Genomic DNA, 16,150 nt, shown 5'->3' with positions numbered 1-16,150 from the left:
TGTTGCCCAGCTTTGTCGAGCACCATCCTAGCGGGTCAATTTCTTGAATTGGACTTGTAGCATACGAATAAACATTAATGCCACCACTCAACCCTATGGGGTCTTGGGTAATGAAACGCCCATTCTCGGAATCATAGAATCTGAACGTGTTGTAGTGCAGTCCCGTTTCGTTATCGAGATACTGCCCTTTAAACCGCAGATTCTGCTCGATTTCGTTAACGGCCAGCTGCTCTACCGAACCCCACGAGCGATACGTCGCCTGCCAGACGATCTTGCCATCGCTATCGGTCAGCTCCAGCGGCGTGCCAATCTGATCCGTGGGGAAGTAGTAAAGCTTCTGCTCTTCCCCTTCTGCCTGATCAACCCGCGCCAATGGTGCATAGCTAACCGGCTCATACAGGTACAAGATGCTTTGCCCTGGCGTTTCCTCGCGCAGCATCCTCAAGCCTTGCCAGAGGAATCGCTTGTGCTCGACTTCGCCGTTGATCTCCGCCTGCTTGGCCACCCGCCGTCCCAGGCTGTCATACCGGTATTGCCCGATACTCTCCAGCCTGCCACCGACATACGTTTCAGCTTTAACCAGCCGGTTCTCGCAGTCATAGGCAAAGTACTGCAGCTTGCTGTGCCCCGAGCGCTTCTCGATCAGGTTGCCCCACGGGTCGTAGCGATACTCCTGATCGCGCCACTGCTTGATCCGGTTGTCCTTGACCTTGTCGAACTGCCGCGCATTGAAGTCCAGACGGTTCGCGGCTGCGTCGTAGCGGAACTCTTCACTGCCCACCAGCGAGCCAGTATCGCGGCTGCGCAACTGCCCGTTGGCTTCGTACTCGTACTTGACCTCGCCCCGCAGCTTGTCGAGGGTGCGCACCAGCTCACCCGCCGGGTCATACTGGTAGCGACGGTGGATCGGGTTATAGGCATGCTCCACCAGCAGCGAGGTATTGATGCCGGTGTTGTGCACCTGCGACAGCTTGTCGGCTGGCAGCATCGAAGCGTATTGCCAAGCCTTGCGCCCCATGGCGTCGTAGCCAAAGCAACTGGTGAGCTTGCCCTGGGTCCGGTAGACCTCACGGTGCAGGTCGTCGCGCTCCATGTCGCTGATCACCTGGCCGTCCAGGTTCAGCTGGTGCAAGTGCCCACTGCCGTAGTACAGGTGATTGAGCTTACGGCCATCCGGTAGGGTCAAGGTGGTCAGGTTGCTGAGCCGGTCGTACTCGTAGTCCAGCGCACCACTCGGGCTCAGTTCCTGCGTCAGTCGCCCCAGCAGGTCGTAGCTGTAGCCCAGCTTTTCCTCAGTGATTCCCAGCTTTTTGCCGGCACTGGTCGGCTGCCGCTCGATGCTCAGCAGCCGGTCGCCATCGTCGTACGCGAAAGCTTGCCGGGCATCATCGTTGACCTTGGCCATCAGCCGGCCAATGGCATCACGTTCGAACAGCGTGTGGCGCTCCGGGCGCTCACCGTTTTCGCCGTAGCCGATTTCGTCCAGGCGAATCAGATTGCCACCCGTGTCGTAGCTGAAGCGCCGGGTCAGGTTGTCCACCCGCACTTCTTCGCTCAGTCGGTCCGACGCGTCATAGGCAAAGCGGTAGGCCGCGCTCTTCTCATTGACCAGCGCGGTCAGGCGCAGCGCCTTGTCGTACTCGTAGCGAATCCATTCGCCCTTGGCGTCCTGGCGGCTTCTCGGCAGGCCGCGCGAGGTACGCTGCAGGCGCGTGGTCTGGCCTTTGCCATCGGTGTGCGTCAGCACCTGGCCGAGGGTGTTGTAGGTGAAGGTTTCCGCCGTGCCGTCCGGGTGATTGATGCGCAGCACTTCACCGTCAGGTTCGCGCTCCAGCGTAGTGGTCTGGTTCAGCGCGTCGGTCACTGCGACGAGGTGGTCACAATTGTAGATGACCACCCTTAAAGGCTCAGTTTTTAAAGATCGGGGGCCGCCTAGAAATAATTGAAGCTACTCCTCATCATTAAAAATGACACTAAAAAACTTTGAGTTACCGCAAACACAGCCCTTCAGCATGTCGCCCCAGAGCGTGACACATCACACAGATATTGCCTTATATATTCCTTTCAACTGTGCCGCGTATTTCTTAACCCCAGGGATTCGAATTGACTTCAAGTAGCCCTCCAACGCATCCGAATCGAAGCTTAAGAAATACAGCTCAATTAAATATATATTTAGGAAACCCTGATAAAATGCATGCGTTTCCATGACTACATCATCTTCATCTTCCGAGTTTTTTCCTTCTTGTTCATCAGGCAACTCACTAAGCAATTTAAGCTTCCTGGCAATATAACGAAAAGCCAGACCAGAATTCTCTGCAACAGCAACCAGTGCAGCCGGCTCCAGTTTTGCCAGATTTAACTTATTAGCATCAAGCTGAAGAACTACATCAGGAACAGGATCAAAATTAACTGACAACTTTAGCTGCTCGACTACAAGCCTCAGCAAGTCAACATATACATTACTGTTGATCCAGGCACGAACATCTTCAGCAACTACCATATTTGAAGCCCCTTAATAAGCCCAACCAAATCACTGCATACCTGAAACCATTGTCAATGTTGGGATACTAGGCCCTCAGACCTAGCGGATCATGCTCGGCGATCAGGTTGCCTTCGGATAAACGATTTACGTTGAACAGCGGGCGCAGATAGAAGCGCTCTTCCGGTTGGCCAGTTCGATCAGGTGGTAGTGAGACGACTGTGGCAAGGAGATAGCCGTCTCAAATCGGACCAATAAAGAACCTTATGCTATTAAGGTGGTTTTTAGCCAAGCATTACAAGGCGCAAATACAAAATGCAACTCAACCAAGGATCACCCCCAAGGAGCATAAATAAAATCGCCATCAATTTTCTTGAATTCTAGCCCGATAAGATTTCTATCCAAGTAACCGCGCCTGAATTCTGAAGAGCAGACAATTTGCTTTAGCTCTTCACAATAAAAAAGATCCTCATCAACACCGCCCCTTATAACAAACTTTTCGATCCGGTCATAGGCCGCAGACATACCTTGGCGCTCTCCCACAGGCCTTAAGAGTCCCTCATCCATGAGAATAAACTTGGATTTATCCAAGTCTAGTATTGAACGTCTACCCTGGACAATAAATAGATTATAAGCCTTACTAGCCCCAACTCCTTTCCGCAACTCAACCGTCAAGGGCACACTAAAATACTTGCAGCTATATAACTCGCAAAGACTCACGAAATCCGAAGACACGATATACTGTTCAAAAAACGCATCTCCATAAAATTCATCCAGATCGATTTTGGCGTGGTATGAACTACCAAAAATATCACTGTTAGGATTTTCTAAAACCTGATTAAATTCTGGCAATTGAGGCGCCCACTCAACATCAAAAAAAAGCGGAACACCATGAACCTCAGCAGCATTAATTACATAAAATTCTTTCATAACACCTCACAACAATCCACCCGAAACAGGATCAACTTTAAATAGGCCATTCTGAAGCCCTGATCTTGCCCAATCCTGAATATTATTCTTTATACCTAAAATTAGTTGCGCATCGCTCAATTGAGGAGCCACTTTGTTTAGCTCAAGTAGCTTTTGACCTACTGCCGTCGTATACGAGTCATGACTTGTCCAATGCCCAGGCAGATCTATATACTGAACGTTTTTCTTGTCCGGCAAGAAAATTCCGTTTGATGCGCCACCACCATCAAAACCCAAACCCTTCAAACGCTTAAACATAGATCCAAATATAGGCTTATTCATCAATTGCTCAGGTATGAGATGGTGATTAGCCATCCCATCACCTGTTCTATGCCCCATGTTTTGGCCTAGCTTAGTCGAACACCATCCCAGCGGGTCGATTTCCTGAGCAGGATTTGCAGCGTATAAATAGATATTAATCCCACCTGCAAGCCCTATGGGATCCTGCGACTGAAACCTTCCTACCTCAGCATCGTAGAAACGGAACGTATTGTAGTGCAGCCCAGTTTCGCCATCGAAGTACTGACCTTGAAAGCGTAGGTTCTGTTCGACTTCACTAACGGCCAGCTCCTCTACGGAACCCCACGAGCGATACGTCGCCTGCCAGACGATCTTGCCATCACTGTCCGTCAGCTCCAGCGGCGTACCAATCTGGTCCGTATGGAAGTAGTAAAGTTTCTGCTCTTCACCCTCTGTCTGATCGACCCGCGCCAACGGCGCATAGCTTCCCGGCTCGTACAGGTACAAGATGCTTTGCCCTGGCGTCTCTTCGCGCAGCATCCTCAAACCCTGCCAGAGGAAGCGCTTGTGCTCGACTTCGCCGTTGATTTCCGCCTGCTTGGCCACCCGCCGTCCCAGGCTGTCATACCGGTACTGCCCGGTGCTCTCCAGCCTGCCACCGACATACGATTCAGCTTTAACCAGCCGGTTCTCGCAGTCATAGGCAAAGTACTGCAGCTTGCTGTGCCCCGAGCGCTTCTCGATCAGGTTGCCCCAAGGGTCGTAGCGATACTCCTGATCGCGCCACTGCTTGATCCGGTTGTCCTTGACCTTGTCGAACTGCCGAGCGCTGAAGTCCAGACGGTTCGCGGCGGCGTCGTAGCGGAACTCTTCGCTGCCCACCAGCGAGCCGGTATCGCGGCTGCGTAACTGCCCGTTGGCTTCGTACTCGTACTTGATCTCGCCACGCAGCTTGTCGAGTGTGCGCACCAGCTCTCCGGCCGGGTCGTACTGGTAGCGGCGGTGAATCGGATTGTAGGCATGCTCCACCAGCAGTGAAGTATTGATGCCGGTATTGTGCACCTGCGACAGCTTGTCGGCGGGCAAGGTCGAAGCAAACTGCCAGGCCTTGCGCCCCATGGCGTCGTAACCGAAACAACTGGTGAGTTTGCCTTGGGTGCGGTACACCTCGCGGTGCAGGTCGTCGCGCTCCATATCGCTGATGACCTGGCCGTCCAGGTTCAGCTGGTGAAGGTGCCCACTACCGTAATACAAATAGTTGAGCTTGCGCCCATCCGGCACAGTCAGGGTGGTCAGGTTGCTGAGCGGGTCATAGTCATAGGTAACTGCACCTTCCAACGTAATTTCTTGCGTCAGCCGCCCCAGCACATCGTAGGTGTACGTCAGCTTTTCCTCGGTCACCCCAAGCTGCTTACCGAGCCCGCTCGGATGCCGCTCGATGCTCAGCAGCCGGTCGCCGTCGTCGTAGGTGAACAGCTGCTGTGAATCGTGGTTCAGCTTGGCGATCAAGCGGCCAATGCTGTCGCGCTCGAACAGCGTGTGACGCTCGGGCCGCTCGGCATTTTCGCCGTAGCCGATTTCATCCAGTCGGGTCAGATGGCCACCGACGTTGTAGCTGAAGCGCCGGGTCAGGTTGTCCACCCGTACTTCTTCGCTCAGTCGGTCTGAGGCGTCGTAGGCAAAGCTGTAGGTCGCATTGTTCTCGTTGACCAGCGCGGTCAGGCGGATGGCCTTGTCGTACTCGTAACGCACCCGCTGGCCCTTGGCATCCTCGCGGCTGCTGGGCAGGCCACGTGCGGTGCGCATCAGGCGAGTGGTCTGGCCCTTGCCATCGGTATGGCTGAGCACCTGGCCGTAGACGTTGTAGCTGAAGGTTTCCTTCGTGCCGTCCGGATGAATGATGCGCAGCACCTCACCGTCCGGCTTGCGCTCCAGGGTGGTGGTCTGGTTCAGCGCATCGGTCACCGCTACCAGGTGCTGACGCTCGTCGTAGCGGTAGTAGGTGCTCTTGCCCGAGCAATCCTGATAACGCTCGACCTGGGCCAGGGTGTTCCACCACAGGTACTTGGACTTGTAGGTGGCATCGATGATGGTGTGCGGCAGGCCGTCGTCGCTGTTGAGGTACTCGGTCATCTGGCCGAGGGCATCGAATTCGGCGAGCAGGTTGCCCTTGTCGTCGTAGCGCGCTCGCCAGGTGCTGCCATCCGGATAGCTGACCTGGGTCACCAGCGTGGTCAGGTGGTGATATTCGTAGGTGGTCTTGCGGCCCAGCGGGTCGGTTTCTTCCAGCAGGCGGGCGAATTCGTCGTACTGGAAGGCGAGCCGGTTGCCGTCCGGCAGGTCCAGGCCGACCATGTTGCCCTGCTCGTCCAGCTCGATAGCGTAACGCTCGCCACCGTAGTCACGGCTGGCGATGACACGATGGTCGGCGTTGTACTGCACTTCCAGCTCGCGGCCGAGCACGTCGGTGGCCCAGCTGGTGCGGGCGTCGAGGTCGTAGCGGAAATGGTAGTGCTCGCCATCGCTGGTCCAGTGCTCGACCACGCGTGGTTTATCGCCGAGGGTTTCCCAACGGTAGTGGCAGCCCAGGCCCAGGGCGTTGCTGTGGGTGACCATCAGGCCTTCGGCGTAGCTGAAGTTGCGCACGGTGTCGCCGTTGCGGTTGATCACCGCGCTCAGCTGGCCGTGTTCGTCGTAGCGGTACTGGGTGAGGGTTTCGACGGCCTGGTTGTCGACCACACGCTTGATGTCGGTCAGGCGGCCCAGGGGGTTGTCGTAGTGCAGGTGGATGCGGGTGCCGCCGGTGGCGCTGATGTCGGTCAGGGTGCCGCCGGGCGTGCGGGTGAAGTGCAGGAAGTGGCCGAGGCGATATCGATGCACCTCAATGTTGCTGCTTGGCACTTCACCAAATTAGAAAATAGTTTTTCTAGGATCTGCAACAGATCTCCTCCAGACTCACCTGCCATGCGAGGTGCGCATTACTCCAAATTAGCTATGCCACACAAGTACATCGACCACATAGAAATCCAGACGACTTGCAGAATAGGTATTTCGGGGGTTTAACCCCGAAATCCAAGCTAGTAAATTTTTAGAGAGCCACCAACTCGCACCAAAAAAAACAACTATGAAGCACTCCGAGCAATAAGTGCCAGTTAAATAATCTACATCACACGAATTTTGCCAACTTAAACAGCTGGTCAGCATATTTTTTCGCTTGAGGGATTCTCGAAAGCTTAAGATATTCTAGTAGTTGCTCGCGACTAGACCTCGCCAATACATACTCAATGAGATTTGTCAACAGAAACCCTTGCGAGTACTTTCCAACTGAAAGGGTCTTGCTTTTTTCGTCCTCGGAAGGTTCTGCTCCAGCGGGGTATTCCTCCTCATCCTCTTCTTCAGCGGATAATGCCCGGAATTTAGAAATAGAATATTCCCGTATCTGATCGACGCTATCAGTTAACACTAACATTAACTCTTTAATATCGATGTTTGCTTTTGCAATCTTAGCAGAGTCAAGCCGAGCAAATACCTCCGCGTATTCCGACTCAACCTCAATATGTAAAACACCAATGAGATTCGAGAGCAATTTCTTATAAACAGGCGATCCAACTATACGCTCCGCCAACAAACCGCCATCGTCAACCATCCATCAACTCCTTTAATTAGCCCAATGCGATCCAAACCTACATGCTTAAGCTGAACATACCAAAGCTCTCCTTTCCCCTTTGCCGCAGGGTCAAAAACCAACGCATACAACCTAAAAAACCAAGCGCCGGCATACACGCCGAAAACATACTTTTCGTAGTAGCAGCTAGTGCGAGGGCAATGCTGCCGACAAGTGGCGTAAAATCAACACTCTAGAATAAAAAGTAAAATTTCATCAACCGCAACCACTTAACACAAAGAAAGCCGCAAAAACCTCACAAAACCTCCATAAGCAATGGAGCATCGTAAGATTTGTCCTTGACGATTTTCTTTGACTTCAAGGCCTCTTCAATTTGGCCTTTAGTCTCACCCGCTCCGCCTATTTTCGCAGCGCAATGTATGAATACGGCAGGGTAGGCATACTGATCAGGCGTAGATACAACATCACTAATTGTCCGCCCCGCCGGCTTAATACAGGCAAGAATTTTCGGAACATAGAACTCTTCCAACACAGTCCGAATATGTGTACAGACGCCCCGAGCAGTTGTAGGCGATGGAGTTTTTATCGCCCCACCAAGGTCACCACTGAACCGCTTATTCTGCTCACCCGAAGAGATGAATGAAAAGCACCCCTCGTTAAACAGATTGCTTTTATAAGGCGGCGCATAACTCAATGAGCATTCATATATCTCACCACCATATACCATCCCGCAAAGCACGTAAGAATCTATACGAGCTAGGTGATCCAGAAAAATCTCAGCCACATATTTTTTATTATATTTAAATTTCAGCTTATTCTTAGAGGCCGACACACCCTCAAAATTTGAGGCAACAGCTTTCAATTCTTTCAACAGTTCAGCCTCAAAATGCAATCGATTTTCAGAGCTCATAAATCACCGATATTTAAGAACATTGAATATAGCTTCATGCACAGCTCCTTTGCCCCCAAGCAGCTTGCCGCGCGCACTTTTAGTATCAACCTTCAGCTTGGCCGCAGTACCACTGGATGGCGTAATAACGCCTCCCCCTAGGTGCTGAGTTGTGTTCGCAGGATTACTCATATCGAAAACACCAGACGCTTTTTGATTTTTCGTAAGCGCCCCAGAACCATGCTTAACTTCGAACACGTGCAAGTTCCCCTGAGCATCTCTTGCAACAAAGTCCGCTCTAACTCTACTTCCATTGACTTTCATTGTGACTTCTTCGGCGACGATTTTGAATCCGTTCCGCTCCAAATCATGCATGGCTTTGGAGCGACCTTTGTCACCACTTGCAGCGCTCTTGCATAAACCAAAAGGATCAATCCAGCTAACAGAGTTTGGGGCATAATCATAAAGATTGTAGCCACCTTGAAGACCTATCGGATCCTGAGTAACGAACCTTCCCACCTCAGGATCATAATATCTAAATAAATTATAATGCAGCCCAATTTCAAAATCGAGATACTGCCCCTGAAGCCTCAAATTCTGCTCGACCTCATTAACGGCCAACTCCTCTACGGAACCCCACGAGCGATACGTCGCCTGCCAGACGATCTTGCCATCACTGTCCGTCAGCTCCAGCGGCGTACCAATCTGGTCCGTATGGAAGTAGTAAAGTTTCTGCTCTTCACCCTCTGTCTGATCGACCCGCGCCAACGGCGCATAGCTACCCGGCTCGTACAGGTACAAGATGCTTTGTCCTGGCGTCTCCTCGCGCAACATCCTCAGCCCTTGCCAGAAGAATCGCTTCTGCTTGACTTCGCCGTTGATCTCCGCCTGCTTGGCCACCCGCCGTCCCAGGCTGTCATACCGGTACTGCCCGGTGCTCTCCAGCCTGCCACCGACATACGTTTCAGCTTTAACCAGCCGGTTCTCGCAGTCATAGGCAAAGTATTGCAGCTTGCTGTGCCCCGAGCGCTTCTCGATCAGGTTGCCCCACGGGTCGTAGCGGTACTCCTGATCGCGCCACTGCTTGATCCGGTTGTCCTTGACCTTGTCGAACTGCCGCGCATTGAAGTCCAGACGGTTCGCGGCGGCGTCGTAGCGGAACTCTTCACTGCCCACCAGCGAGCCGGTATCGCGGCTGCGTAACTGCCCGTTGGCTTCGTACTCGTACTTGATCTCGCCTCGCAGCTTGTCGAGCGTGCGCACCAGCTCTCCGGCCGGGTCGTACTGGTAACGGCGATGAATCGGGTTGTAGGCATGCTCCACCAGCAGCGAGGTATTGATGCCGGTGTTGTGCACCTGCGACAGCTTGTCGGCGGGCAGCATCGAGGCGTATTGCCAAGCCTTGCGGCCCATGGCGTCATAGCCAAAGCAACTGGTGAGCTTGCCCTGGGTCCGGTACACCTCGCGGTGCAGGTCGTCGCGCTCCATGTCGCTGATGACTTGGCCATCCAGGTTCAGCTGGTGCAGGTGGCCGCTACCGTAGTACAGGTGGTTGACCTTGCGGCCATCCGGCAGAGTCAGGGTGGTCAGGTTACTGAGCGGGTCGTACTCGTAGCCCAGCGTGCCTTCGGGCGTGATTTCTTGTGTCAGCCGCCCCAGCGCATCGTAGGTGTACGCCAGCTTTTCCTCGGTCACCCCCAGCTGTTTGCCGAGGCCACTCGGGTGCCGCTCGATGCTCAGCAGCCGGTCGCCTTCGTCGTAGGTGAACTGCTGCTGTGAATCGCGGTTCAGCTTGGCGATCAAGCGGCCAATGCTGTCGCGCTCGAACAGCGTGTGACGCTCGGGCCGCTCGGCATTTTCGCCGTAGCCGATTTCATCCAGTCGGGTCAGATGGCCACCGACGTTGTAGCTGAAGCGCCGGGTCAGGTTGTCCACCCGCACTTCTTCACTCAGTCGGTCCGAGGCGTCATAGGCAAAGCTGTAGGTCGCGTTGTTCTCGTTGACCAGCGCGGTCAGGCGGATGGCCTTGTCGTACTCGTAACGCACCCGCTGGCCTTTGGCATCCTCGCGGCTGCTGGGCAGGCCACGGGCGGTGCGCATCAGGCGGGTGGTCTGGCCCTTGCCGTCGGTATGGCTGAGCACCTGGCCGTAGACGTTGTAGCTGAAGGTTTCCTTCGTGCCGTCCGGATGAATGATGCGCAGCACCTCACCGTCCGGCTTGCGCTCCAGGGTGGTGGTCTGGTTCAGCGCATCCGTCACCGCTACCAGGTGCTGACGCTCGTCGTAGCGGTAGTAAGTGCTCTTGCCCGAGCAATCCTGATAGCGCTCGACCTGGGCCAGGGTGTTCCACCACAGGTACTTGGACTTGTAGGTGGCATCGATGATGGTGTGCGGCAGGCCATCGTCGCTGTTGAGGTACTCGGTCATCTGGCCGAGGGCATCGAATTCGGCGAGCAGGTTGCCCTTGTCGTCGTAGCGCGCTCGCCAGGTGCTGCCATCCGGATAGCTGACCTGGGTCACCAGCGTGGTCAGGTGGTGATATTCGTAGGTGGTCTTGCGGCCCAGCGGATCAGTTTCTTCCAGCAGGCGGGCGAATTCGTCGTACTGGAAGGCGAGCCGGTTGCCGTCCGGCAGGTCGAGGCCGACCATGTTGCCCTGCTCGTCCAGCTCGATGGCGTAACGCTCGCCACCGTAGTCACGGCTGGCGATGACACGGTGGTCGGCGTTGTACTGCACTTCCAGCTCGCGGCCGAGCACATCGGTGGCCCAGCTGGTGCGGGCATCGAGGTCGTAGCGGAAATGGTAGTGCTCGCCATCGCTGGTCCAGTGCTCGACCACGCGTGGTTGGCCGCCCAGGGTTTCCCAACGGTAGTGGCAGCCCAGGCCCAGGGCGTTGCTGTGGGTGACCATCAGGCCTTCGGCGTAGCTGAAGTTGCGCACGGTGTCGCCGTTGCGGTTGATCACCGCGCTCAGCTGGCCGTGTTCGTCGTAGCGGTACTGGGTGAGGGTTTCGACGGCCTGGTTGTCGACCACGCGCTTGATGTCGGTCAGGCGGCCCAGGGGGTTGTCGTAGTGCAGGTGGATGCGGGTGCCGCCGGTGGCGCTGATGTCGGTCAGGGTGCCGTCGGGCGTGCGGGTGAAGTGCAGGAAGTGGCCGAGGGCGTTTTCGATGCGCTGCAGCGGCACTTCGGTGTTGCTGTCGGGGACTTCACCGAAATAGAAGAACAGGTTGTCGAGGGTCTGCAGCAGGTAGTGACCACCTTCGGTGCAGACCAGGTACACCTGCTCATGCGGGTTGTAGATGCGTTCGCCCGGTTGCAGGGTCACGAATGGAACTTCGCGGCCCTGGTTGTCGGTGAGGTAGATGAATGAGCCCTGGCGGCGCAGGCTTTGTTCCCAAGGCAGCACCCAGCCGCGGCCGAGCACGCTGTCGACGGTGAGGTCGCTGGCGTAGAAGCGCGACCATTCGATGGGCATCAGGCCGGGCAGGCTGAAGTCGATTTCATCAGGGATCAGTTTGCGCCCGGTGGTGAGGTCGACCGGGTTGCCAACCAGGCCGCCGATGGCTCGGCGTGCCACGGGTTCGACCACGTAGCGGCTTGCCACCTCCCCTGCAACGAAGCCTGCAGTGAATTTCAGGGCGCAGGGCATGATCGCTTTCATGCCGGCCTGGGTGCCGGCCTTGATCAACTGGGCGATACCACCGGCGGCACCGGCGATGGCCATCAGTACGTCCACGGTGGTACGCAGCCACTGCGGAATCTCGTCGTCCACCGGCAGGTAGCGATAGGTGCCGCCGCCAACGATGACGTTATCGGAACCACCAGAAATGGTCGCGCCGCAAGTCAGCTTGTCGCCCTTGCGCGCAGCGGCAACGCTGTTGATGAAGACGTTGGTCGAGCCCTCGGCGATCTGCACCGGCCCTGGGTGCTTGTCGCAAGCACCGATGCTCTTCTCGACCCGGGCGGCCTTACGGCTGTTGATGAAGACGTTGGGTGAGGCAGTGGTTATCGTCCCTGAGGGGGACGAGAACATACTGCCTATCGCCTCTCCGGCGGCGGTCAGCAAGCTGCCTCCGATACCGGCTGCGAGGCCGGCCAGCAAGGCCACGCCGAACCCGCAAGTGAAGGTGGCGATGGCCACCGTGGCCACCAGTGCGATACCCAAGGCAGCCCCGATCAGGAAGCCCCCTAGCGCGCTGGTGTGCGATATGTCGTCGCCGAACCTGGCCGCTTCGAACATGAGGGGTTACTCCTGTTCGCCGGGCTCGGCGTTGGCCATGGCCGGGTTGCGCGGGGTGAAGCTGGCCAGCAGGTTGTCCCAGTCCTGGTTCTGCTGGGCACTGAAGTCGGCTTGCGCGGTGGTGGAGAAAATCAATGCACGCCCGGGGCTGATGATGAACGCGGCCTGGCGCTGGTACAGCGGGCGGCCCTGGTTCATGTAGTAGGCGTCGATCTGGATGCCGGCGACAGGTGCCGTCGCGCCGAGCGAGACGGCCTTGTTGCCCATGCGGGTGTATCCACGCAGCTTGGAGGTGAGCATCTTGATCTGGCGGTCGACATACGCCTGCAGCGCTTCGTCGGGTAGCAAGGTGTCACGCGAGATGGTGATGCTCAAGGGTGCCGGGACACTGGTACCGAGGACGAACATGTTGACCGTGCGGTCCTCGAAACCTGCCGGCAGCGCGATGCTGCCTTCCTGCAACTCGTAATCCATGCGATGAAAATTCCTGATAGCAAAAATAAGGGGTGTCAGCGCAGCGCCATGCCATCGAGCATGCGGTCAAATTCGGCCAGCCAATGGCTCAGGCCTGGACTGCTCGGGTCCACCACGCAGGCGATATCCAGCCACTGTGGCATGTCGCTTCCTTCGACCGGAACCAGCGCACCAACCAGTCGGCCATGTCGAGGCGCATGGCCGGCATTGAAGTGGAAATCCAGCGCCTTGGCCGCACTGCCCGCCACATGGCAATCACGCTGGCGGATTACCCGCAGTTGCGGGTTGGTTTCACGCAGGGCCTGGATCGCAGCGTCGAACAGCTGCTCCAGGGTCTGCCTGGCACGCACCTCACGGCGGCGAATATGCAAGGTGACTGGCTCACCTTCGTGTTCGAGGGTGGTCTGGATATCGCGAAAACGAAAGCCGCCCGGAAACTGCAGGTTGAACCCGCCAAAGGTGAAACTGCTGGCCACCTCCTGCAGCGCCACGGGTACCGGTTCCGGCTCGGGCAAAGGTTCGGCGGCCTTGGCTTCTTCCGCCAGTTTGGCCAGGCGCGCCTCCTCCTCCAGCGCTTCGCGCCTGGCGGAGATCCGGTCGTAGATCGAGGGTTTGTACATGAGCCTGGCCTCAGTCGTTGATCCGCACCGGGGCGCCTGTGATCTTGGTGATGTCGGAGCTGGTCGTGGTAATGACCTTGCCCTTGATTTCGATGCCTTCCGGGGTCAACGTGATGCTGCTGTCGCCAACCTGCAGGATGATGTGCTGCTTGGCAGCCACCTGGATGAACTGGTTGTCGACCTGCAGGGTGTAGGAGCCCTCGGTCACTTTCACCACGGTGTCTTTCTTGACCGTCTCGGTGTGCGTGCCGCCAACCGTGATCGTGCGATTGTTCCCCACATCATGGGTTTCATCGAGCTCGATCTCGGTGTCCATGTTGCGCTCGGCATGCATGATGATCTGCTCGGCGCCGGCCTTGTCCTCGAAGCGGAAGAAGTTGGCAGTACCGCCATCACCCTTCATCGAACGGGTCAGGAAACCGCTCTGGGTCTTGTTCGCCGGCAGCGACCATGGCGGGGTGTTGGTGCTGTTGTACAGGCTGCCCATGATCAGCGGGCGGTCGGGGTTGCCATCGAGGAACACCACCACCACTTCGTCGCCCACACGGGGGATCTGGATGCTGCCGAAGCCGCCGCTGGCACCGGACTGGGCGACGCGTACCCAGCAGGAACTTTGGTCGTTGAACTGGCCTTGCCGATCCCAATGGAACTGCAATTTCACCCTACCCAATTCATCCGTGTAAATTTCCTCACCAGGTGGGCCGACAACAATGGCGGTTTGTGGCCCATTGATTGAAGGTTTGCGGGTGCTCAACTGAGGCCGGTAAGGAATTTTTTTTCGGACGCATACAAATTTGTTGAAGTAACCGGCTTGGTCGCCGGTCATGTAATTATTGCTGCCGCGGTGCTCAACGCTTATCAACAAAAACTGCCGGCTCTCAGCGTCACCCAGATCGTGCTCGTAGTGCTGGGTCAACTCAAAGGTATAACCAGGCTTCATTGCGCGGCAATTGCTGTCGCCATAGAACGTCTTACCGAGTAACTCAAGCGCCTCCACACGATTGCGCACCATGGATTCGCCATCTTCGTAGGTGCCATGCGTGTATTGCCCGGGGAAGTCATAGATTTCAAAACGCTCTACATCACCTTGCTCGTTAAGGCTCTGCATGGTCACCGGGAGAAAGTTACGAGGCTGACGGTAGTCAAAGGTCCGTACGGCGATTTTGCCAGACTGAAGCTGGCGCGTTGCACGCCACTGCATGATCGAATCTGCGGTCTCCGTTACCGAAGCGCTGTGGAAACGAATCTGCGGTTGCTCGGGCAATGGTAGCAACGTGCGGGAATCATCAGTGATGATCAATGTGTGCGAGTCAGCCGTATGCTCGAAATAATAAAACAACCCTTCGTTCTCGAGTAAGCGCTGGACGAAGTTGAAATCACTCTCACGATATTGTGTGATATAACTATGTTGCTTGAGCGCCTTGCCAAGGCGAAACTCATATTTTGGCAGCGTGCCGAAACCCGCGAATACTTCACTGACGACATCCTCTACGGTCTTGCCCTGAAAGATGCGCGAGTCGTATCGGCAGGTCAACATCCACAGCCAAGGGCTAAGCACCGCAGCATAGCGTACATAGCCCCCATCGCTGCCTTGGGAACTGAACCTGTTAATATAGCCATTTACATGACGAACAGTGCCATCGGCAAGCTCGATTTCAAGAGTGGCAGGACGGCCGATTAGCGTTTTCAACTTGACGTTGGCCGTATCGCTTAACAATGCCAGATCGAATTGATACAGTCGCGACAGCCCTTCGTTACCTGAAAAATTTTCAAGCACAAAGCTTTCCATGCCCGACGCCGCTTGAATGTTAAGTTTGAACAAGCGCCTGTTCTGGGGGTTCAACAGGGAATCGATTGAAAAATTTTCCATTAGCATGATCTTCCTCCAAGCTTATGAGTGGCAAGCCTCATTGGCTATGCTTAATCGCGAAGAGCCTACCGAGCAGTGAGCCTGCGCGCTTTTCCCGCACACCCTCAATATCCATGAAGGTGTACTGGCACCCCTCACTTGCTTCTTGCTGCCTGAGTGCACGCAACGAGGAAATACTATGGCGACAGTAAAAAACCATATAGATAGATATTGAAATCGCCAAAACAATCACCCCCATATACAGGGAATCGTATTGCCGAAAAGCGGAGTACACCAAGCCACCTACAGTTGCACTTACCCCTGCCATCCATGGGCTGTGTGAAGACGCCTCTTCCAGTACATCAACGCGCCCTCCTACTACCTCGAGAACTTGACGCTCGACGGGTCGCTGGCGCAGCACAACATAGGCGAATCCAACAATGACGAATGGCACACAACTCAGCGCAACAGCACTAACCGGATCCAGCTTTGCACGCTTGTAACTCACGGCCAGTATCAAGACAAATGCCAGCATGGGCGCCACAAATAAATTAGTGAGCAACCGAAAACTGGCATAGGTTGTGAACCGCTCGGTGCGATAGGCACAGACCATAGACCAATAGACACAAACCAACAGGGTAATTATCGCCGGCACGAAAAATACCTGCGGCATGATGCCGGCGGCAAAAGCCGCAAACATAGAATAAAAGAACCCTGCGGCCAGGATTTTTGCAAAAAACCTGTCAAGTTCAACTGCCAACAT

Annotated in this window: 9 protein-coding genes and 2 pseudogenes; all 11 read right to left on the bottom strand. The window is 55.6% G+C overall.

Features of this window, described 5'->3' with window-relative positions:
* Positions 1–18 precede the first annotated feature (18 nt).
* Positions 19–1,876 (bottom strand): annotated as a pseudogene (locus ACIPZ5_RS19600) (RHS repeat-associated core domain-containing protein); the annotation flags it as partial.
* A 159-nt stretch (positions 1,877–2,035) separates the two neighbouring features.
* Positions 2,036–2,500, bottom strand: a complete 465-nt coding sequence (locus ACIPZ5_RS19595; protein ID WP_400810196.1) for a hypothetical protein — start codon at positions 2,498–2,500, stop codon at positions 2,036–2,038.
* Between the two features lie 312 nt (positions 2,501–2,812).
* The gene (locus ACIPZ5_RS19590) at positions 2,813–3,409 is read right to left on the bottom strand and encodes a hypothetical protein (RefSeq protein ID WP_400810195.1); all 597 of its coding nucleotides are present in this window, start codon (positions 3,407–3,409) and stop codon (positions 2,813–2,815) included.
* Positions 3,410–3,415: 6 nt separating this feature from the next.
* Positions 3,416–6,645 (bottom strand): annotated as a pseudogene (locus tag ACIPZ5_RS19585) (RHS repeat-associated core domain-containing protein); the annotation flags it as partial.
* A 209-nt stretch (positions 6,646–6,854) separates the two neighbouring features.
* Positions 6,855–7,334 (bottom strand): hypothetical protein, encoded by a 480-nt coding sequence (locus ACIPZ5_RS19580; RefSeq protein WP_400810194.1) that lies wholly within the window; start codon positions 7,332–7,334, stop codon positions 6,855–6,857.
* A 274-nt stretch (positions 7,335–7,608) separates the two neighbouring features.
* Positions 7,609–8,223 (bottom strand): hypothetical protein, encoded by a 615-nt coding sequence (locus ACIPZ5_RS19575; protein ID WP_400810192.1) that lies wholly within the window; start codon positions 8,221–8,223, stop codon positions 7,609–7,611.
* 3 nt (positions 8,224–8,226) lie between these two features.
* Entirely contained in the window at positions 8,227–12,444 is a 4,218-nt protein-coding gene (locus ACIPZ5_RS19570; protein ID WP_400810190.1) for an RHS repeat-associated core domain-containing protein, read from the bottom strand.
* A 6-nt stretch (positions 12,445–12,450) separates the two neighbouring features.
* Positions 12,451–12,918 carry a DcrB-related protein gene (locus ACIPZ5_RS19565; RefSeq protein WP_400810188.1) on the bottom strand — a complete coding sequence of 156 codons (468 nt, stop codon included), beginning with the start codon at positions 12,916–12,918 and terminating at the stop codon, positions 12,451–12,453.
* A 35-nt stretch (positions 12,919–12,953) separates the two neighbouring features.
* Positions 12,954–13,538, bottom strand: coding sequence for a hypothetical protein (locus ACIPZ5_RS19560; protein WP_400810186.1), 585 nt, complete (start codon positions 13,536–13,538; stop codon positions 12,954–12,956).
* 10 nt (positions 13,539–13,548) lie between these two features.
* The gene (gene tssI, locus ACIPZ5_RS19555; RefSeq protein ID WP_400810184.1) at positions 13,549–15,414 is read right to left on the bottom strand and encodes a type VI secretion system tip protein TssI/VgrG; all 1,866 of its coding nucleotides are present in this window, start codon (positions 15,412–15,414) and stop codon (positions 13,549–13,551) included.
* A 31-nt stretch (positions 15,415–15,445) separates the two neighbouring features.
* Positions 15,446–16,150, bottom strand: coding sequence for a hypothetical protein (locus ACIPZ5_RS19550; protein ID WP_400810183.1), 705 nt, complete (start codon positions 16,148–16,150; stop codon positions 15,446–15,448).

Origin of the sequence: Pseudomonas sp. NPDC089428 (assembly GCF_044749325.1) — a bacterium.
In the GTDB taxonomy this organism is placed as follows: domain Bacteria; phylum Pseudomonadota; class Gammaproteobacteria; order Pseudomonadales; family Pseudomonadaceae; genus Aquipseudomonas.
The sequence above is the reverse complement of the archived record's forward strand: the minus strand, read 5'-3'. Positions and strand labels throughout refer to the sequence as shown.

Bases quoted from the DNA above. Each gene is read 5' to 3' on its own strand.
- ACIPZ5_RS19595 (WP_400810196.1), bottom strand. From the start codon at position 2,500: ATGGTAGTTGCTGAAGATGTTCGTGCCTGGATCAACAGTAATGTATAT.
- ACIPZ5_RS19590 (WP_400810195.1), bottom strand. From the start codon at position 3,409: ATGAAAGAATTTTATGTAATTAATGCTGCTGAGGTTCATGGTGTTCCG.
- ACIPZ5_RS19580 (WP_400810194.1), bottom strand. From the start codon at position 7,334: ATGGTTGACGATGGCGGTTTGTTGGCGGAGCGTATAGTTGGATCGCCT.
- ACIPZ5_RS19575 (WP_400810192.1), bottom strand. From the start codon at position 8,223: ATGAGCTCTGAAAATCGATTGCATTTTGAGGCTGAACTGTTGAAAGAA.
- ACIPZ5_RS19570 (WP_400810190.1), bottom strand. From the start codon at position 12,444: ATGTTCGAAGCGGCCAGGTTCGGCGACGACATATCGCACACCAGCGCG.
- ACIPZ5_RS19565 (WP_400810188.1), bottom strand. From the start codon at position 12,918: ATGGATTACGAGTTGCAGGAAGGCAGCATCGCGCTGCCGGCAGGTTTC.
- ACIPZ5_RS19560 (WP_400810186.1), bottom strand. From the start codon at position 13,538: ATGTACAAACCCTCGATCTACGACCGGATCTCCGCCAGGCGCGAAGCG.
- tssI (WP_400810184.1), bottom strand. From the start codon at position 15,414: ATGCTAATGGAAAATTTTTCAATCGATTCCCTGTTGAACCCCCAGAAC.
- ACIPZ5_RS19550 (WP_400810183.1), bottom strand. From the start codon at position 16,150: ATGTTGGCAGTTGAACTTGACAGGTTTTTTGCAAAAATCCTGGCCGCA.